Raw genomic sequence first — 19,611 nt, 5'->3', positions numbered from 1 at the left:
GGTCTACTACTCCTACGCATATCTTGAAAACATCATCAGGAACCCCATCTCGTTGAGATACCGGGGATCCGAAGGCTCCAGCTGCAGCCGGTCCCGGATTTCCGTATAGGCACGGGTCAGATCCCGGTGGGGCACTCCCCCGATTTCCGCCAGGAAAGGCAGTTTCCGGGCCGCCCGCTTCTCGTTGATCTCCAGGAAATTCTCCACCAGGGCCGCCGCCCACACCTGGGGCTCGTACTGGTACAGGGCAGGATACCCTTCCCGGAAATCCTCCCACATGTGCCGGACCAGCCTTACGTCGTTCTGGCCCCGGTCTCCCACCAGGAGGATCTCCTGGGCCAGGCACTCCACCATGTCCATGTCTTCCGCCAGAGGGCCGGGGATATAGCCCTGCTGCCTGGTTTCATAGGGGAACCGGCAGGCTGCCGGGTTCCGGGCCATTTTCAGCAGCAGGCTCCGGCACACCAGTCCGTGGCGGGCCATGAACTGGGGCCAGTCCGCCCCCGGGCACTGGACATCGTACCACCGGAGACATTCCTCCAGGAGTTCCCGGAGCCGTTTCCGGGCCAGGGGACGCAGGGTGCGGCTCTGGAGGCAATTCATGCCCATGCTCCGGTTGTAGAACACATGGCCCAGGATCACCCGGTCCCCCACCGGATCATCCCCGGTGAGATGGAAATTCAGGTTGTACATATCCCCGGTAAGGAAATCCCGGCACAGGAACCGGCTGTTGTCCATCATGTCCTCCACGGTGAACAGGGCCAAAAAGCCGGTGCTCAGTTCGTTGACCATCTGGGGATGGTCCGTGTCTCCCCACTGGCGGAACATTTCCAGGGGAGTCAGGTCGTTGCCTGTCAGGTGGTAATCCATCAGGAAATAATCCCAGAACCCCTGCCAGAAGTCCTCGCCCGGGTCGTTTTCCAGGTCCAGCATGCCCAGGGCCTGTTCATACAGGGTCAGGGCCCGCTGGAAATCCCCGTCGAATTCCTCCTTCTGGTAGAACCGGCGGAGCTCTTCCATGATCCCCCGGACCGCTTCCCAGGCGTTCAGGAACACCTGGCCTTCCGGAGGCGGGGCGCTTCTGGCCTCCCGGTCCTCTTCTCCCGGCAGGTAGTCCCCGTACTGGTCGATGATCCCCAGGGTGCCGTCGTCCCGGAGCAGCAGCTGGGCCGCCAGACGGGGGGCCAGGGCGCTGGCGATCCGTCCCTCCTGTTTCAGGAACAGGTAGAAGGACCCCAGGGTATCCAGAAAGTCCCGGACGGATTCACAGGACACCTGGAAATCCACCACGTTCCGGCCGCACCAGGCCACCAGATCCACAATGTCATCTTCTGTCATTTCATACAGATTGATTTCTCCGTTCTCTGCGTAGATGCACAGCATCAGCAGCTGGTTCCACTGATGCTGCATGGCGGCATCGGTGCTGCCCTGCCAGGCCAGATGGCGGAAATAGGCTTCCGCATCGGTCCGGGCCAGCACCTGGTCCCAGCCAGGGTCGTTGTTGTAAAAGGCTGCTATTGCGTCGTAGACATTTGCCATTGCTTCTCACCTTACTCCATCAAGATTTCCGTCGCTTTTCCGTCCGCGTTCCCCCGGTCAGAGGACACGGGAAGGACACAGGTCCACTACAGGGCACTGGGTGCACTGGGGCTTCCGGGCTTTGCACACCTTCCGGCCGTGCCAGATGAACCAGTGGTGGGCTTCCCCCCATTGGGCCCGGGGGATCAGTTCCATCAGGTCCTGTTCCACTGCCAGGGGTTCCTTGCCCTCTGACAGTCCCAGCCGGTGGGCCACCCGGAACACATGGGTATCCACGGCGATGGCCGGCTGGCCGAAAGCCACGCTGAGCATCACGTCGGCGGTCTTCCGGCCCACACCCGGCAGGCTCAGGAGACTTTTCATATCCTGGGGCACTTCCGAATGGAAGTCTTCCACCAGCTTCCGGCACAGACCCAGGATATTCCGGGCCTTGGACCGGAACAGGCCGCAGTCCCGGATCCTGTCTTCCAGCTGTTCCTGGGTCAGGGCCCCCAGTTTTTCCGGGGTGTCCAGTTCCGGGAACAGCCGGGCGGTGACCTTGTTCACCCGTTCATCGGTGCACTGGGCGGAGAGTACCACCGCCACCAGCAGTTCAAAGGGGGTCCGGTAATGGAGGGCCGTGCCCTGGCCCCGGTAGGTCTCCTCCAGTTTCTGGAGGATGGCCCGGACCCGTTCTTTCTTTCTCATCAGTTGGTCAGGCTCCGTACCGGTGCCGGGATCCGGCCGCCCCGATGGATAAACACATCAGGCTTGAAGGAATTCACGGCAATGATGGGAGCATAGCCCAGGAGACCGCCGAATTCCACCTTGTCCCCTACCTTCTTGCCGGGCACAGGGATCAGCCGGACGGCGGTGGTCTTGTTGTTGATCATGCCCACAGCTGCTTCGTCGGCAATGACGGCGGAGATGGTTTCCGCGGTGGTGTCACCGGGGACGGCGATCATATCCAGGCCCACGGAGCACACGCAGGTCATGGCTTCCAGTTTTTCGATGGTGAGAGACCCTTTTTCCACTGCCGCGATCATGCCCGCATCTTCAGACACAGGGATGAAGGCGCCGCTGAGGCCGCCCACGTAGCTGGAGGCCATCAGGCCGCCTTTTTTCACCGCGTCGTTGAGCATGGCCAGGGCCGCCGTAGTGCCCGGGCAGCCGCAGGATTCCAGGCCGATCTCTTCCAGGATGTGGGCTACGGAATCCCCTACCGCCGGGGTGGGGGCCAGGGACAGGTCGATGATCCCGAACTGGGTGTTCAGCCGTTTGGCCGCTTCCTGGGCCACCAGCTGGCCCACCCGAGTGATCTTGAAGGCAGTCTTCTTGATGGTTTCCGCCACCACCCCGATGTCTTCTCCCCGGACCGCTTCCAGGGCGTGCTTCACTACCCCGGGGCCGGATACCCCTACGTTAATGACGGTTTCCGGTTCGGTGACCCCGTGGAAGGCCCCGGCCATAAAGGGGTTGTCCTGGACCGGGTTGCAGAAGATCACCAGTTTGGCGCAGCCCAGGGCATCCTGGTCCGCGGTGAGACGGGCAGTTTCCTTCACCACCTGACCCATTTCCCGGACCGCGTCCATGTTGATGCCGGCCTTGGTGGAGCCGATGGCCACGGAAGAGCACACGATGTCCGTGGTGGACAGGGCTTCCGGGATGGATTTGATCAGAGTCCGGTCCCCGTGGGTATAGCCTTTTTCCACCAGGGCGCTGAAGCCGCCGATGAAGTTGACCCCTACGGCTTTGGCCGCGTCATCCAGGGCCTTGGCCAGAGGCACGTAGCTGTCGGTTTGGCAGGCTTCCCCCACCAGGGAAATGGGAGTGACGGAGATCCGCTTGTGGATAATGGGCACCCCCAGTTCCCCTTCCAGCTGTTCCCCCACCTTCACCAAGTCTTTAGCCTTGGTGGTGATCTTGTCATAGATCTTTTGGGCGCAGACCTTCACATCCGGATCCGCGCAGTCCCGGAGGCTGATCCCCATGGTGATGGTCCGCACGTCCAGGTTGTTCTGGGTGATCATCCGGGTGGTTTCCAGTACGTCTTTGATTTCGTAGAACATGGATGGGCCTCCTTAGATCCGGTGCATGGCCGTAAAGATCTGTTCGCTCTGGACCCGGATTTCCAGACCCAGTTCTTTGCCCAGGGCGGTGGCCTTTTCCTTCAGGTCTTCCACAGAAACCTGCGCGTTGTCCAGGTCACCGATCAGAACCATATTGAAGAATCCGTCATCAATGTTCTGGTTGATGTTCAGGATGTTCACATTGTTGTCAGCCAGCAGGGTGCTTGCCTTGGCGATGATCCCCACTTTGTCCACACCGACGATAGTCATAACAATACGCATAAATAACAACCTTCCTCTCTTAGAGACTCCGGAATTGCTTGATCAGCTGGAGTTTACAATTTATTATACGATAAATTTTCACCGGCTTCAATGTTACTGAAGGAATCCACAAGGATTTCACGATTTTCCGCGGAGGGTGGAGTAAAGAGGGGAAGAGGGGGGACGGTCGGCTTCCGTCCCACGGCAAAGGAGACCATTTGCCGGAGGCAAATGGTCTTGAACAGAAACGCAGCCCTCGCTGCTAACCCACCACCATTGCGCAGGCGCAACGGTCCCCCGCCCTTGTAAAGGGCGGATATACGCTCGGGCTGACGCCCCTTGCTTTATTTAATAAGAAAGTACAAGGGCATATGCCCGCGTGCTTTCTATCCGCCCTTTTCAAGGGCGGGGGACCAGCCGCAAGGCTGGTGGTGGGTTAGCAGCGCCAGCTGCGTTTCCATTCCATTCCACTTACCCACCTACCCACTCCCCATTCCGTACCATATGAAACAAACATTCCCACCTATAATGAGAAAATTATTCGACGAAATCCCCTGGCTGTGATATGATAGGGATACAGGATTTTACTGTCTATATTCAAGGAGGATGGATCATGCAGGAATACAAACCCGTTAAATCTGGGAAAGTTCGTGAAATCTACGATCTGGGCGACAGCCTGATCATGGTGGCTTCTGACCGGATCTCCGCGTTCGACCACATTCTGAAAAACACCATTACCGACAAAGGGGCCGTCCTGACCCAGATGTCCAAATTCTGGTTCGACTATACCAAAGACATCATCCCCAACCACATGATCAGTGTGGACCCGGCGGATATGCCTGAATTCTTCCGGACTCCGGAATTTGCCGGCAAGAGCATGAAATGCCGGAAACTGAACATGATCCCTGTGGAATGCATCGTCCGGGGCTACATCACCGGCAGCGGCTGGGAATCCTACAAGGAAAACGGCACCGTCTGCGGCATCAAAATGCCCGAAGGGCTGAAGGAATGCCAGAAGCTCCCTGAACCTCTCTTCACCCCCAGCACCAAAGCAGAACTGGGCGACCATGACGAAAACATCACCGAAGAACAGTGCGTCACCTACCTGGAAAAGATCTTCCCGGGGAAAGGGGCCGAATACACCAAGGCCATCAAGGACGCCACCATCGCCCTGTACAAGAAATGCGCCGACTATGCCTATGAAAGAGGCATCATCATCGCCGACACCAAATTCGAATTCGGCCTGAACGAAAAAGGCGAAGTGGTCCTGGGTGACGAAATGCTCACTCCCGACAGCTCCCGGTTCTGGCCCCTGGCAGGCTACGAAGCCGGCAAGAGCCAGCCTTCCTACGACAAACAGTTCGTCCGTGACTGGCTGAAGGCCCATCCCAACAGCGACTACCTGCTGCCCCAGGATGTAATCGACAAGACCATCGCCAAATACAAAGAAGCCTACGAAATGCTCACCGGAAAGAAGTTCGGGGAGTAATTGGAAAAAAGGCGCTGCGGAAGCAGCGTCTTTTTTTGTCAGCATTCAATGGCCGAAGGAAACCATCTGCCAAGGGCAGATGCTGCTGAATGGAAACGCAGCCTTCGGCTGCTAACCCACCACCATTGCGCAGGCGCAACGGTCCCCCGCCCTTGTAAAGGGCGGATAAAAACCCGGGACATAAAGTCCCTCGTTTTGGAGTACACCAAGTTCTTCGTTTTAGAGTACACGGATTTATTGGGCTTGGTGCCCTGAGCAATGGGCGTCAGCCAGAGCGTATATCCGCAAGAAGGCCGGAATACTGGTCGAAAGCTGTAGGCTGCAATGGGCCCCAGGCCCGAGCATATATCCGCCCTTTTCAAGGGCGGGGGACCAGCCATCAGGCTGGTGGTGGGTTAGCAGCGCCAGCTGCGTTTCCATTCAAAAAATTTGCCTGCAAATTTTTCCTTCGGCCCGCGGCCCCTGCTCTTCCCTCTTCACTCTGCACTCTTCACTACCCTTACCACCCACTCCTGCACCGCCCGGGCGGTTTCCGGGTCGAAGGGGCGCCTGGTGCGGTTGTTGTTGGAGATCACCCGCAGGGCGGCAAAGGGAATTCCCATCCTTCCGGCGGTATCCCCGGCTCCGGCAGTTTCCATCTCTTCGCACAGAGCCCCGGTGTTCGCCTCCAGGTCCCGGATAGTGTCCGGGCAGTCGTTCCACCGGTCTGCAGAGGCAATGGTCCCCAGCACCACCCGGCCCCGGGTGTAGGCCGTGCCCCAGCTGTCCAGCCACCGGACCGCCTCCCGGTCACAGGGATGGAAAAAGGGCCGGTCCCCGGTGAACTCACTTTCCTTGCTTTCCCCTTCCAGGGCCGCCAGGTCCAGGTAATAATCCTTCCCGTACCGGGACTGGAACAGGGCGTTCCCGTTGAACCACCGTTCCCCCACCACCAGGTCAAAAGGCTCCAGGTCCACCGGATATCCCCCGGCAGTCCCCTGGTTCAGCACCAGGGCAGGCTGGAACAGGGTGCAGCCAAGGGCCGTGGCAGCAGCTGCGGCGGCGGTGCCGATCCCGGTCCGGCTCACCACTGCCTGTTGCTTCCCCAGTTTCCCGGTCCAAAAAAGGAAATCCCCCTGACGGACTTCCTGGACGTTTTCCAGGGCCTCCCGGAGCACTGCCACTTCCAGCTCCATGGCCCCCTGCAATAAAACCGGCTTTTCCTGTTGGAGAAAAGCCGGTTTTTTGTTGCTCCCTGCCATCCTGTTACTCCAGGGTCAGGGCGAACAGGGTGTCCACCTGCACGGTCACCGTCAGCGCTTTGGGCGCCAGCTGGGTGGAAGCGGCGGCACTGTCCGCCATTTCCATTTTGTTCATCCGGGCCAGGAGCACCGGCTGGGCTGCCGCTATGGAACTGGAGGGAATGCTGGCCTGCCGGAGCACGCCGAGACCTCTGCCCCCGGCATTGGCCACAGCCTGGGCGGTATACCGGGCGTTTTCCACGGCCTGGCCCAGCAGCTGCCGTTTGATCAGGTCCTCATTCTGGAGGCCGAACCGGACTCCGTTCAGCCGGTTGGCGCTTTCCAGCCCCTTGTCGATCAGGTTCCCCAGCTGGTCCAGGTTCTTTTCCTTCACTTCCCAGGCCCCGTACACCTGGTAGCCGGCCAGTTTCTGGCCGCCGTTTTTCGGATATTCATACCGGGGAGACACATTGTAGCTGATGGTGGCAATATCGTCCCGGGCCACCCCCTGGGCCAGCATGCTGTTGATGAATTTCCGGCTGGCTTCTGCCCCTGCCTGCCGGACTTCTTCCAGGGTGGCGCCCTGTTTTTCAAAGGCGAAGTTCACCGTGGCCATGTCCGGATCCACGGTTTTGCTGGCGGTGCCAGTGATCTGGATGGTGTCCAGAGGCTGGTCCGCAAAGGCCGGTGCTGCATGGAGACTGAAAGCCAGGACAGCTGCTGCCAGGAATGCTCCGATTTTTTTCATAGGATCACCTCATAAGAAAATTGTGAACATCGATATTATACCACACTTTTGCAGAAAAATGACCGGTCAGTCACAAGTTTCCTGTTGTTTTTGTTTTTCTCCGGCGGACTCCTCCTCCAGAGCCTTCTGCCAGGCCGGGCAGTCCCCGCTGATGGCCCCGTGGCATTCCTTCTGGCTGTGGCGCTGGGTTTCCACGATTTCTTCCGTTACATCCCCCAGGGTGATCCCCTTCAGATGATCCATGCACAGCCGGTCCAGTTCCCGGTACAGGGAATCGAACACGGAAGACATGCCGCTGGAGATGAAGCAGTTGTTCTCCTCGTTGCCGCTGCGCCATTTGGTATCCACGAACACCGTGCCCATGCCTTGGGCGATTTCATACAGGGAGACCTTTTCCAGTCCTTCGCAGGGGCAGTAGCCCCCCACATGGCCTTCCCGGGTGGTGATGATCCCCATTTTCTTCAGTTTGCCCATGATCTTCCGGACCCGGGCCGGATTGGTGCAGATGTTTTCGGCCAGTTCCTCGCTGGACGCCAGGCACCCCCGGTGGGACAGGTAGACCAGCGCATGGACGGCCACAATAAAATCACTTTTCATAATTGCTCGCAAAGCAGGCCGGACTGTGCCAGCCTGCTTCCCTCCTCTTGTATTCCTTTATTTTTCGTTGAGATATTCCTCGGCGAAATGGACGGCCACGGCCCCATCCGCTGCTGCGGTGATGATCTGGCGCACGGCCTTGGTCCGCACATCCCCTACGGCGAACACCCCGGGGACGGAGGTTTTGGTGTCTTCCCCCGCCACAATGTAGCCGTTTCTGTCCGTTTCCACCTGGCCCTTCACCAGGTCGTTTTCCGGCAGCTGGCCGATGGCCACAAAGAGCCCGTCCACCGGCAGGACGGATGTTTCTCCGGTCTTCACGTTCTTCAGTTTCAGCCCGGTAAGCTTCTTGTCCGCCTGGAGCCCGGCAACCACACTGTTCCAGATAATCTCCACCCCGGCATCCTTCAGCCGCTGGAGATAGACGGGAGTGGCCCGGAGGGTATCCCGGCGGTGGATCAGGTATACCTTGCTGGCCAGTTTGGCCAGGTACAGGGCGTCCCCTACGGCCGTATTGCCCCCGCCGTTCACCGCCACCACCTTGTCCTTGTAGAAGCTGCCGTCACAGGTGGCGCAGTAGGCCACACCCCGGTTCACCAGGCCGTCCTCCTGGGGGATCCCCAGTTTCCGGGGATGGGCCCCGGTAGCCAGGATCACCGTCCGGCCCAGGAAAGTGCCTTCGGAAGTTTCTGCCACTTTGGGGTTGGCGGAAAGGTCCAGCTTGGTCACTTCCGCATACACCGTTTCCGCACCGGCCTTTTCCGCCCCTTCCTGCATCCGTTCTCCCAGTTCGAAGCCGTCCACCACTCCCGGGAATCCGGGATAGTTTTCCACATCGCTGGTGGTGGCCATCTGGCCTCCGGGAGAGAGTTTTTCCAGCACGGCGGTGGAAAAGCCGCTCCGGGCCCCGTAAAGAGCCGCCGTATAGCCTGCAGGGCCCCCGCCGATGATCAGGATGTCATAGATTTTGCTCATAATACCCCTTTCTCCTGGAGCCAGGTCTTCACCGCCGCCTTGGAAGGCGGGTTCACCAGCAGTTCGCTGCACTGGCCTTCCTTCACCAGCATCAGGCTGGGGATGGTTTCGATCTTGAACTGTTCCGCCAGTTCCCGTTCTTCGTCGATGTTCACGGCCCCGAAAGAAACCTTGTCGGCGATTTCCATGGCCAGCTGGCCCAGAGCCGGTTTCAGCCGTTTGCAGTAGCCGCACCAGGGGGCGGAAAAGCCCACCACCATGGGTTTGCTGCTGTGGAGCACCTCTTTGTCAAAATTGTCTTTGGTAATATGTAAGAAATCCATAAAAATAACCTCCTTGAAGGACCCGTTGGGATCTGTGATACTGTAATTTTAGCAAATACAGTTAAGAAAGTCAAGAGGGGGATGTTGCACATAACGTGCAACATCCCCCTGGTCGGAAGTCAACAGTCATCGGACGAAGGAAGGAATCTGCAACTGCAGGTTCCTGTGAATGGAAACGCCGCCTCCGGCGGCTAACCCACCACCATTGCGCAAGCGCAACGGTCCCCCGCCCTTGTAAAGGGCGGATAATGAGTACTCGGGATTATGCACTTGTACTGAAAAAGCAATGGGCGTCAGCCCGAGCGTATATCCGCCCTTTTCAAGGGCGGGGGACCAGCCGCCAGGCTGGTGGTGGGTTAGCAGCGTTAGGCTGCGTTTCCCTTCCAGGAACCCGTTCCCGGGTTCCTTCCTTCGTCCGCTGACCGCTGACAGGCTGCAGCCCCCGGCAGCCTTTTATTTCCCCTCATGGGTCCCCAGCTGGATGGTCACGCAGGCGGCGATCAGCAGGGCGTACACGTAGTAGCAGTACTTCATCACGTCCAGAGGCGAAGTGCCTGCTAGCTGGGTGACGATGAGCATGCCTCCGTCGTGGGGCATGACGCACAGAAAGCTGCAGGCGAAAATATCCACCAGGCTGGCCAGCCGTTTGGGCGCGATGTCATACTTCTTCCCGATCACCTTGGCAATGGGACAGGTGACGATAATGGCAATGGTGTTGTTCACCATGGCAGCGGACAGGAGCCCGCTCAAAAGCCCGATGCCGTATTCCGCCCCTTTCCGGCCGTGGATCCAGCCGGTGATCTTCCCCACCAGCCATTCCACGCCCCCGTAGTACCGGACCAGGCCGATGATCCCGGACACCAGGATGGCCACCATGCTGATGGAGAACATGTCCGCCATGCCATCTCCCAGCCCCTTGGCCCAGCCGAAAATGTCCACGGTGCCCTGAAGGAGCCCGATGCACCCGGTAAGGAGGATCCCCCCGAAGAGCACCAAAGCCACGTTGATCCCCATCAGGGCCAGCACCAGCACCACCACATAGGGCAGCACCTGGAGCAGGTTGTAATCCCCCACCTGGATGCCTCCCTGGACCTGGCCGCTGACCAGGTAGAACAGCACCAGGCTCACCAGGGCTGCCGGCAGGGCAATGGCAAAGTTCATCCGGAACTTGTCCTTCATTTTGGATCCGCACCCTTCCGCCGCCGCAATGGTGGTGTCAGAGATCATGGACAGGTTGTCCCCGAAATAAGAGCCGCAGATCACCGCAGCGCACACGGCGGCCGCGTTGAGTCCCGCCCCCTGGGCCACCCCGATGGCCACCGGAGCCATGGCGGCAATGGTGCCCATGCTGGTGCCGATGGCAGTGGAAATGAAGCAGCACATCAGGAACACCCCGGGAATCAGGAAGGACGGCGGCACGAACTGGAGACAGAAATTCACCACGGAAGTCTTCCCCCCGATGGCAGCCGCTGCCCCCTGGAACCCCCCGGCCAGGAGATAGATCAGTACGATCATCATCACCCCGGAATCTCCCATGCCGGTGCAGAAGACTTTCAGTTTTTCATCGATGGGGCCCTTTTTCCACAGCATAAAGGCCACCAGGGTCCCGGCCAGAAGGGCCACGTGCCGGGGCAGGAAGCTGAAGGGCTTGGGGATCCCCAGCAGGGTAAAGGCCAGCCCGCAGCCGATGTACAAAGCCAGGAAGACAATGAGGGGCAGGAAGGCCACACCCCCCAGGTTGCGGCTGTCGTCATTTTGGTTCATTGTTTTTTCCTTTCCAAATGCAAAAAAGGTGCTGCCAGGCAGCACCTTTCCGTGTCCGATTTATTTTGCTCCTACGGCCTTCATCACATCGTTGGTGATGTCCACGCCGCCGTCAACTACGGCACCGGCGCTGAGAACCGTGTTGATGCCCTTTTCCTTGGCCACTTTGTGGACTGCGGTCAGGATCTTCTTCCGGATAGGATCGAACAGATCCTGTTCTCTCTTGGCAATCCGTTCGGTCAGGGTGTTGTCCAGGGCCCGTTTGCCGTTATCGTCCAGGCTGGGGGCCTTTTCCTGGAATTCCTTCTGGGCGTTCTGCTGTTCCAGGCTCATGGCAGCCCGGGCAGAGGCGAAATCAGGATGGTGGGAGAATACGGTATTTAAATCCACATAACCGATGGTTTCGGCAGCATAGGCCGTAGCCGGAACCAGGGCGCCAGAGCAGCCAACGCACACCAGCAGGGCCATAACCAGGGCCATCAATTGCTTTTTCACTGAAAATCATCCTTTCTTCTGTAAGAATCCTTCTAAAGCAACAGCGAATCTAACAGGAGTCATTATATCATGAGTGGTTTTCGGACGCAAGCGAAAAAGGGGGTGTGGATTTTCCACACCCCCGGCCCCGGCTCTCACGCCAATTCATACCCTGCTTCTTCGATGACCTTCTTGAATTCATCCTGGGGGATGTCCCGGTCAGCGGTCACTTTGGCAGTGCCTTTTTCCAGGTTGACGTCCACACTGGATACGCCGGCCATGGCGGCCAGGGCATCATGGACGTGTTTCTGGCAGTTGACGCACATCATTCCATTGACTTTCAGTTCTTTTTCCATTACAGTTCCTCCTTCAATTTCCACAGGCAGTACGCCGTTTTTTCATTTCATCAGTTTCTGCAGGGTTTCGCACAGTTCGTCCACTACAGAATCGTCCCCGGCCCGGATGTCGTTGACCACACAGCTTTTGATGTGGTTGGCCAGGAGCTTTTTGTTGAAGGCATTGAGGCCGCAGGTGATGGCACTGACCTGGGTCAGGATGTCCACACAGTACCGGTCTTCTTCCAGCATTTTTTTCACTCCCCGCACCTGGCCTTCAATCCGGTTCAAACGGGTGATCAGGTCCTGATAATCCTTCCCATTCTTGTCCCGCATTGTCTTCAGATGTTCCATGGTACTATACCTCCGTTACGTATATTGTAGCCATGGAAAAAGGGATTGTCAAGTGACAATCCCTTTTTGGTCAGCAACCGATGGAAGCCAAACGCAAATGCGTTTGGCCACGATGGGAAACGCCGCCAAGGCGGCTAACCCACCACCATTGCGCCAGCGCAACGGTCCCCCGCCCTTGTAAAGGGCGGATAAAAACTCGGGACATAAAGTCCCTCGTTTTGAGGTACGCGCAATCCTTCATTTCAGGGTATGCAGACTTGCTGCCCTGGTGCCCCAAGCAATGGGCCGGAGGCCCGAGCGTATATCCGCCCTTTTCAAGGGCGGGGGACCAGCCGCAAGGCTGGTGGTGGGTTAGCAGCCCCCGGCTGCGTTTCCCTTCAACGCCAAACGCCTGCCGCGTTTGGCCTCATCCGGCCATTGACCATTGACTATTGACAACCAGTGTCACTCCACCGCCTCACAGCACTTGGCACACAGGGTGGGATGCTTGGGATCCTGGCCTACGGTCTTGCTGTAGCACCAGCACCGTTCACATTTCTCCCCTTCGGCAGCTTCCACCAGCACCTTCAGGTCGTCCCGGCCGGTGGCTTCCCCGGCATCGGTGAGCCCTTCGTGGACTTCCGCCTGGGACACGATCAGGAGCGCCGGCAGATCCTTTTCCACGGCCTTCAGTTCCGCCAGGGCATCCCCGGTGGCGAACAGTTCCACCTTGGCATCCAGGGAATGGCCGATGGTCTTGGCCCGGCGAGCCCCTTCCAGCACCTTGGTGATTTCACCCCGGATGGCGATGAAGGCATCCCATTTGGCCTTCAGGTCTTCCTTCACATATTCCGGATGAGCCTGGGGCCAAGGCAGCATCTGCACGCTCTTGGGCGCGTCAGCCGGCTTGTTCATATATTGGTACACTTCTTCCATGGTGAAGCTCAGCACAGGCATCAGCATCACCATCAGTTCCCGGAGGATCTGGGTCATGGCAGTCTGGGCGGACCGGCGGGCCTTGCTGTCCTTCCGGCTGGTGTACAGACGGTCTTTGATGATGTCCAGATAGAAGGAGCTCATGTCCACGGTGCAGAAATCGTGGATGGCATGGAACAGCACGTGGAAATCGTAGGTTTCATAGGCTTCGGTCACGTCCTTCTTCAGGGCTTCGAAGCGCATGAGGGCCCACTGGTCCAGTTCTTCCATGTTGGCAAAGGCCACCTTCTGGGTTTCGTAATCGAAATCATGGGTGTTCCCCAGGATGTACCGGATGGTGTTCCGGACTTTCCGGTAGGCTTCCGCCAGCTGCTTCAGGATTACCGGGGAGATCCGCACATCCTGCTTGTAGTCGGAAGAAGCCGCCCACAGCCGGACGATATCCGCCCCGTACTGGTCGATGACTTCCTGGGGCACCACCACGTTCCCCAGGGATTTGGACATTTTCCGGCCTTCCCCGTCCAGCACATAGCCGTGGGTCAGCACGCTCCGGTAGGGAGCCTTGCCGGTGACGGCCACACTGGTCAGAAGAGAGCTCTGGAACCAGCCTCTGTGCTGGTCACTGCCTTCCAGGTACATGTCTGCCGGCCAGCTCAGTTCCGGACGGCGCTTGCATACCCCCATGTGGGAGGAGCCGCTGTCGAACCACACGTCCATGATGTCCTTTTCCTTCCGGAAGTGGGTGCCCCCGCATTTGGGGCATTTGGTCCCTTCCGGCAGCAGTTCTTCAGCGGTGTGGTTCCACCAGGCGTCGCTGCCTTCTTTATCGAAAATGGTGGCGATTTTTTCCACCGTGTCTTCGTCGATCAGAGGTTCCCCGCAGTCTTCGCAGTAGAAGATGGGGATGGGCACGCCCCAGACTCTCTGCCGGGAAATGCACCAGTCATGCCGGTCGGCCACCATGTTGTGGATCCGGGATTCGCCCCAGCTGGGGATCCACTGGACGTCTTCGGAGATGGCTTTCAGGGCCTTGTCCCGGAACCCGTCCACGGAAGCGAACCACTGCTCGGAAGCCCGGAAGATGATGGGGTTCTTGCAGCGCCAGCAGTGGGCATACTGGTGATGGATGGTCTTTTTGCCCAGGATGGCGTTCTGTTCCGCCAGATGTTTGATCACCAGGCCGTTGCTGTCAAAGACGAACTTGCCCTGGAACAGTTCCCCGGCTTCTGCGGTGAAGCAGCCCTTCTGGTCCACCGGGCACAGGATGGGCAGCTTGTATTTCAGACCGGTGAGATAGTCCACGTCCCCATGGCCGGGAGCCGTATGGACGCAGCCGGAACCGGCTTCCTTGTCCACATAGTCCGCCAGCACCACCAGGGATTTCCGGTGGTTGTATTCCGGGAAGGGATGTTCGCATTCCGCATATTCAAAGGCACGGCCTTTGGTGGTCCCCAGCACAGGGCCGAATTCCACCCCGCATTCCTGGGCCACTTTGTCCACCATGTCGGCGGCCATGATCAGCACTTCCCCGTTGTATTCCACCCAGGCATAGTCAAAGTCCGGGTTCAGGGCCACAGCCACGTTGGCAGGAATGGTCCAGGGGGTGGTGGTCCAAATCACCATATAAGCTTTTTTGCCCTTGGCGGCTTCCGGAGTCAGCCCGTTGTCTTTTACCAGGGGCATCTTCACGAAAATGGTAGGCGTCTTCTGGTCGGCGTATTCGATTTCCGCCTCGGCCAGGGCAGTTTCGCAGTGAGGGCACCAGTATACGGTCTTCTTCCCTTTATAGATGTAGCCCTTGTTGGCCATGGTGCCGAACACCCGGATCTGTTCCGCTTCGAAATGAGGATCCAGGGTTACATAGGGATGGTCCCAGTCACCCAGCACGCCCAGCCGTTTGAAGTCCTTCCGCTGGGTGTCGATCCACTGAAGGGCATATTCCCGGCACATTTTCCGCAGTTCCACCGGGGACAGCTTGTGACGGTCCACCCCGGTGGCCTTCAGGCAGGCATGTTCGATGGGCATGCCGTGGGTATCCCAGCCGGGGACGTAGGGGGTGTCATAGCCCTGGGCGTATTTGTATTTGATGATGATGTCCTTCAGGACCTTGTTCAGAGCATGGCCCATGTGGATCTTGCCGTTGGCGTAGGGAGGTCCGTCGTGGAGGACGAACTTCTTGTGGCCTGCATGGAGTTTCTGTTTCTCTCCATAGATATCATTTTTGTACCAGAAATCCAGGAAATCCGGTTCCCGTTTGGGCAGCCCTGCCCGCATGGGGAATTCCGTTTCCGGAAGATTCAGGGTTGCTGCGTACTTGTCGTCTTTCTTGCTCACTCTTGCACACCTCCAAAAAAATAAATCCCGTCCCCCGAAAGGGACGGGACAAAAGGGCCCGTGGTACCACCCTCATGACAGCTTTGCTGCCACTCTTGTATGGGATAACGGTCATAACCCGGGTCCCCTACTGCTGGTTCAAAGACCGGCTCCAGAGTGATCTTCCGCAAAAGGCCTCCTGTCCGGGCTCCCACCCTCCCCGGATCGCTGTACCAGCCAGAAGCGTACTGTCTCTGTCATCGCCTGTTGGTTTGAAATTCGTGTTTATTATACACTTCTTAGACCCGGTGGTCAACTGGAAAAGGAGCGGGCCGCCTGGAACATTACGATGCCCCCGGCTACAGCCACGTTCAGGCTTTCCGCCTGGCCGGCCATGGGGATCTTCACCTTCTGGTCCGCGGCTTTGAGGAGCTCTGGGGACACCCCTTCCGCCTCGCTGCCCAGCACCAGGGCGGTCTTGGCCGGCCACTGGAGCTTCGTCATGTCTTCCGCCCCTTCCAGGGCCGTGGCCCACAGGGCGTATCCGTTTTTCCGGCACCAGGTTTCCAGGTCCGCCGGCTCCACCCCGGTAAGCACCGGCAGGTGGAACAGGGACCCCATGGTGGACCGGACCACCTTGGGATTGTACAGGTCCGCCGTATCCTTCAGCAGCACCACCCCGGCGGCCCCCAGGGCATCGGCAGTGCGGATCAACGTCCCCAGGTTCCCCGGGTCCCGGATCTGGTCCAGCACCAGCACGAATCCCCGGTCCGGGGCAAAATCCCCCAGGTCCCGGGGCCGGATCTCCACCAGGGCCGCCACACTCTGAGGGTCTTCGGTGGCGGTGATCTTCTGGAGCACCGGCAGGGGCACTTCATACCAGGGCAGGCTGCTTTCTTCCGCCTTTTGTTCCCAGCCTTCCGGCAGCCGGGTAAAGAACAGGGCCCGGATATTCCATTGGGAAGCCAGGGCTTCTTCCACTGCCCGTTTCCCTTCCAGCAGGAACAGGCCTTCCTTCTGGCGGTATTTTTTCATTTTCAGGGAAGCCGCCCGCTTCACCAGCTCATTTTTCAGCGAAGTGATGGTACTGATCATATGCCGTCCTCCAGGGCTTCCACACTTTTCCGGCTGCCGATGACCACCAAAAGGTCCCCTTCCGCAAGGGGCTTGGTGGGTTCCAGGGTCATTTCCGTGGAGCCGTCCTGGTGTTTGATGGCCACCACGTTCACCTGGTACTTCCGGCGCACGTCCATTTCCGCCAGGCTTTTCCCAGCCATTTTGGGGCTCAGGTTCACTTCCATCAGGCAGATGTTGTCGGACAGTTCCACAAAATCCAGGATATTGGTGTAGGCCAGGTTGTGGCCCACCCGGCGTCCCATGTCCCGTTCCGGATAGATGATCTTGGTGGCTCCCAGCTTCTTCAGCATCTTCCCGTGGATGGGATTGGAGGCCTTGGCCACAATGGTCTTCAGCCCCGCTTCCCGGAGCAGCATGGTGGCCAGCAGGCTGGGTTCCAGGGTGCCGATGGCCACGATCCCCACGTCGAAATTCCGGATTCCCAGGCTGTTCACCGTCTTTTCGTCGATCACGTCGCAGACCACCGCATGGGTCAGTTTGTCCGCCATGTTTTCCACCACATCTTCATTGTTGTCCACGCCCAGGACCTCGTGACCCAGGGCAGTGAGGGTTTCCGCCACACTGCTGCCGAACCGGCCCAATCCCCAGACGATAAATTGCTGTTTGTTTTTCATGATATCCCCATAACTCCTAACCGATGATGATATGTTCCTTGGGATAATGGATGTGTCCCGAAGGTTTGTTGGCCGCCAGAGCCAGGGCGAAGGTCATGAACCCTACCCGGCCTGCATACATGGACAAAATCAGGATGATCTTGCTGGCGGTGCCGATATGCTGGCTGAGCCCGGTGGACAGTCCCACCGTGGCATAGGCGGACACCACTTCGAAAGCCGCCGCCAGAAAGCTGGTGTCCTCCAGGCAGGTGAGAGCCAGGGTGGCAAAGGCCACCCACAAAAGGGACAGGCTGGTGATGGCGAAGGCCTGGAACAGGGTCTCCTCCCCGATCCGCCGTCCGAAGATTTCACATTCGCTTTTGCCCCGGACCACCTGCCAGATGTTCAGCAGCAGCAGGGCAAAGGTGGTGGTCTTGATGCCGCCCCCGGTGGATGCCGGGGATGCCCCGATGAACATGAGGAAAATGGTGAAGATCATGGTGGGCACCCGGAGGCTGTTCAGGTCCACAGAATTGAACCCGGCGGTCCGGGGGCTCACCGACTGCATGAAGCTGGCCCAGAAGGCATCCCCGGTGCTGAGGCTGCCCAGGGTGGCAGGATTCCGGCTTTCCAGCAGAGCGAACCCGATCATCCCGATGCCGATCAGAAGCCCGGTCACTGTCAGCACCATTTTGCTGTGGAGTTTCAGCCGCTGGAAGCACCGTTTCTGGAGCACATCCCGCATCACCGCGAACCCCAGGCCCCCCAGGATGATCAGCAGACCGATGGACAGGTTCACCACCGGATCCCCCACAAAAGCCGTCAGGCTCTGGTAGTGGCCGAACAGGTCGAACCCGGCGTTGCAGAAGGCAGACACCGCGTGCCAGTAGCCGTAGTAGATCCCCCGGAGGCCGTACTGGGGCCAGAACCGGAAGGCCAGCACCGTGCCGAAGAACCCTTCGATCACCGCCGTGTATTTGGCGATCCGCAGGCTCATCCGCACCACCCCATCCAGTTCGTCCTGGTTCAGGGAAGCCTGGATGTTCAGCCGGGATTGCAGGTCGATCTTTTTCCGCAGCAATACGGAAAACAACGTGGCGAACAGCACCAGTCCCAGGCCCCCCAGCTGGATCAGGGCGATGATCACCAATTGGCCGAAGGTGGAAAAATACGTCCCTGTATCCACCACCACAAGGCCGGTGACGCAGGAGGCGGAAGTGGCGGTGAAGAGAGCGTCCACAAAGGACAGCCCTGCCCCTTCCCGGCCGGCAAAGGGCAGCATCAGCAGCAGGGCCCCGGCCAGGATCAGCCCGGCGAAAGTCAGGGCGATCAGCTGGGAAGGGGAAAAATGTCTAATCTGGTTCAAAGCCCCTCCACCTTATTTCCGGACCATTTCCGAAGAGATTTCCTTCAGGGAAGCGGCGCCGCACATTTCCATGGTGTCCGCCAGTTCCGCCCCCAGTTTGTCCGCCAGGAGTCTGGCGCCTTCCTTGCCGCCCCCATAGACCGCGTTTACGAAGGGACGGGCAATGAGCACCGCGTCAGCCCCCAGGGCCAGGGCCTTGAACACATCCACCCCGCTGCGGATGCCCCCGTCCACAAAGATCTTCATGGTGCCGCCTACGGCTACGGCGATTTCTTCCAGGACTTCCGCCGTTGCCGGGCTCTGGTCCAGCACCCGGCCCCCATGGTTGGACACCACGATGGCAGAAGCACCGGCTTCCCGGGCCTTCAGGGCCCCCTTCACGCTCATGATCCCCTTGATGATGAAGGGCAGACCCGCGTCTTTGATGATGGCTTGCATTTCTTCCACGGATTTGCTGCCCGCAGGGGGGACGAAATTCTTCAGGAAGGGCAGCCCGGCCGCATCCACGTCCATGGCCACGGCAAAGGCCCCGGATTGTTTCACCAGGTCCATTTTTTCAGCGATCATCTGGGCGTTCCAGGGTTTCACCGTAGGCACCCCCACGCCTCCGCAGGCCTTGATGGCAGCGGTGGCTCCCTGCATCACCTGGGGATCCATCCCGTCCCCGGTAAAGGCGGCGATGCCCGCTTCCGCGCACCCGGGCACCAGTTCCGCATTGTAGGTCACATCATTGTATTTGTCGCTGTAGTGCATGGCCACAGCTCCCACCGGCCCGGCGAAAATAGGATATTTGAAGGTCCGTCCGAACAGTTCGATGGAAGTGTCCACCGGCCGTTTTTCGCAAAGGGTATCCATCACCACACGGATGTCCTGCCATTTGGCATAGTTCCGAATGGCCGTATCCCCCACTCCTTTGGCCCCGGGGCCGGGAATGGTGTTCCGGCAGGCAACCCCGTTGCACACCGGGCAGCCCTTGCATTTACCCAGACATTTTCTGGCATTTTCCATAACTTCCTTGAAATCCATTTCTGTCACTCCCCTGTAGTAGGAGGCACCGCCTCCAGATTCGAATCCTATTATACCACACTTCCCCCTTGCGCTCCCCCTCAAAATACGCTATAATACCCACATACAAATGGATAAAACCTTCCTGCGTATGG

Annotated in this window: 19 protein-coding genes and 1 other annotated feature; of the genes, 1 reads left to right on the top strand and 18 read right to left on the bottom strand. The window is 58.8% G+C overall.

Annotated elements, in window-relative coordinates; genetic code table 11:
- Positions 1-12: 12 nt before the first annotated feature.
- Genes ACTQY5_RS09645 through ACTQY5_RS09630 form a run of 4 tightly spaced genes read right to left on the bottom strand, consistent with a single transcriptional unit; the run spans position 13 to position 3,869 of the window.
- On the bottom strand, positions 13-1,539 hold the full coding sequence (locus ACTQY5_RS09645) for a hypothetical protein (protein WP_022487215.1): 1,527 nt from the start codon (positions 1,537-1,539) through the stop codon (positions 13-15).
- Between the two features lie 57 nt (positions 1,540-1,596).
- Complete coding sequence (gene nth / locus ACTQY5_RS09640; protein WP_022487214.1) at positions 1,597-2,226, bottom strand: endonuclease III; 630 nt, start codon at positions 2,224-2,226, stop codon at positions 1,597-1,599.
- Positions 2,226-3,587 (bottom strand): PFL family protein, encoded by a 1,362-nt coding sequence (locus tag ACTQY5_RS09635; RefSeq protein ID WP_022487213.1) that lies wholly within the window; start codon positions 3,585-3,587, stop codon positions 2,226-2,228. Before ACTQY5_RS09635 ends, nth begins: the two co-directional genes overlap by 1 nt.
- A 12-nt stretch (positions 3,588-3,599) precedes the next feature.
- The gene (locus ACTQY5_RS09630; protein WP_022487212.1) at positions 3,600-3,869 is read right to left on the bottom strand and encodes an ACT domain-containing protein; all 270 of its coding nucleotides are present in this window, start codon (positions 3,867-3,869) and stop codon (positions 3,600-3,602) included.
- Positions 3,870-4,461: 592 nt separating this feature from the next.
- On the opposite strand from ACTQY5_RS09630, the gene ACTQY5_RS09625 reads away from it, so the two are divergent.
- Positions 4,462-5,337, top strand: a complete 876-nt coding sequence (locus tag ACTQY5_RS09625; RefSeq protein ID WP_022488227.1) for a phosphoribosylaminoimidazolesuccinocarboxamide synthase — start codon at positions 4,462-4,464, stop codon at positions 5,335-5,337.
- Positions 5,338-5,813: 476 nt separating this feature from the next.
- On the opposite strand, the gene ACTQY5_RS09620 is transcribed toward ACTQY5_RS09625, so the two are convergent.
- The 14 genes from ACTQY5_RS09620 to ACTQY5_RS09555 all read right to left on the bottom strand — a co-directional run bounded on the left by ACTQY5_RS09620 (position 5,814) and on the right by ACTQY5_RS09555 (position 19,477).
- Complete coding sequence (locus tag ACTQY5_RS09620; RefSeq protein ID WP_441369133.1) at positions 5,814-6,578, bottom strand: 5'-methylthioadenosine/S-adenosylhomocysteine nucleosidase; 765 nt, start codon at positions 6,576-6,578, stop codon at positions 5,814-5,816.
- Positions 6,579-6,582: 4 nt separating this feature from the next.
- Complete coding sequence (locus ACTQY5_RS09615) at positions 6,583-7,305, bottom strand: SIMPL domain-containing protein (protein ID WP_308664642.1); 723 nt, start codon at positions 7,303-7,305, stop codon at positions 6,583-6,585.
- Positions 7,306-7,371: 66 nt separating this feature from the next.
- Entirely contained in the window at positions 7,372-7,902 is a 531-nt protein-coding gene (locus tag ACTQY5_RS09610) for an RrF2 family transcriptional regulator (protein WP_022487273.1), read from the bottom strand.
- Positions 7,903-7,959: 57 nt separating this feature from the next.
- A complete protein-coding gene (trxB, locus tag ACTQY5_RS09605; protein WP_022487272.1) occupies positions 7,960-8,877 on the bottom strand; it encodes a thioredoxin-disulfide reductase in 918 nt (305 codons plus the stop codon).
- Complete coding sequence (locus tag ACTQY5_RS09600) at positions 8,874-9,200, bottom strand: thioredoxin family protein (protein WP_022487271.1); 327 nt, start codon at positions 9,198-9,200, stop codon at positions 8,874-8,876. The genes trxB and ACTQY5_RS09600 overlap by 4 nt, the downstream gene beginning before the upstream one ends.
- A gap of 453 nt (positions 9,201-9,653) precedes the next feature.
- Positions 9,654-10,964, bottom strand: coding sequence for a Na+/H+ antiporter NhaC family protein (locus ACTQY5_RS09595; protein WP_022487270.1), 1,311 nt, complete (start codon positions 10,962-10,964; stop codon positions 9,654-9,656).
- Between the two features lie 60 nt (positions 10,965-11,024).
- Positions 11,025-11,459, bottom strand: coding sequence for an OmpH family outer membrane protein (locus ACTQY5_RS09590; protein WP_022487269.1), 435 nt, complete (start codon positions 11,457-11,459; stop codon positions 11,025-11,027).
- Positions 11,460-11,593: 134 nt separating this feature from the next.
- On the bottom strand, positions 11,594-11,794 hold the full coding sequence (locus ACTQY5_RS09585; protein WP_022487268.1) for a heavy-metal-associated domain-containing protein: 201 nt from the start codon (positions 11,792-11,794) through the stop codon (positions 11,594-11,596).
- Positions 11,795-11,836: 42 nt separating this feature from the next.
- Entirely contained in the window at positions 11,837-12,127 is a 291-nt protein-coding gene (locus ACTQY5_RS09580; RefSeq protein ID WP_022487267.1) for a metal-sensing transcriptional repressor, read from the bottom strand.
- A gap of 444 nt (positions 12,128-12,571) precedes the next feature.
- Positions 12,572-15,316 carry an isoleucine--tRNA ligase gene (gene ileS, locus ACTQY5_RS09575; RefSeq protein ID WP_229778394.1) on the bottom strand — a complete coding sequence of 915 codons (2,745 nt, stop codon included), beginning with the start codon at positions 15,314-15,316 and terminating at the stop codon, positions 12,572-12,574.
- Positions 15,317-15,412: 96 nt separating this feature from the next.
- Positions 15,413-15,625 (bottom strand) — a binding site (T-box leader).
- A 42-nt stretch (positions 15,626-15,667) separates the two neighbouring features.
- Positions 15,668-16,450 carry a TrmH family RNA methyltransferase gene (locus ACTQY5_RS09570; protein WP_154487384.1) on the bottom strand — a complete coding sequence of 261 codons (783 nt, stop codon included), beginning with the start codon at positions 16,448-16,450 and terminating at the stop codon, positions 15,668-15,670.
- On the bottom strand, positions 16,447-17,106 hold the full coding sequence (locus ACTQY5_RS09565; protein WP_022487264.1) for a potassium channel family protein: 660 nt from the start codon (positions 17,104-17,106) through the stop codon (positions 16,447-16,449). The genes ACTQY5_RS09570 and ACTQY5_RS09565 overlap by 4 nt, the downstream gene beginning before the upstream one ends.
- A gap of 16 nt (positions 17,107-17,122) precedes the next feature.
- On the bottom strand, positions 17,123-18,451 hold the full coding sequence (locus ACTQY5_RS09560) for a TrkH family potassium uptake protein (RefSeq protein WP_154487386.1): 1,329 nt from the start codon (positions 18,449-18,451) through the stop codon (positions 17,123-17,125).
- A 12-nt stretch (positions 18,452-18,463) separates the two neighbouring features.
- Complete coding sequence (locus ACTQY5_RS09555; RefSeq protein ID WP_154487388.1) at positions 18,464-19,477, bottom strand: alpha-hydroxy-acid oxidizing protein; 1,014 nt, start codon at positions 19,475-19,477, stop codon at positions 18,464-18,466.
- Positions 19,478-19,611 lie beyond the last annotated feature (134 nt).

The sequence above is a fragment of the Acidaminococcus sp. HCP3S3_H5 genome (assembly GCF_052122235.1).
Taxonomy (GTDB): domain Bacteria; phylum Bacillota; class Negativicutes; order Acidaminococcales; family Acidaminococcaceae; genus Acidaminococcus.
This window is presented reverse-complemented; position numbering and strand designations above follow the sequence as displayed.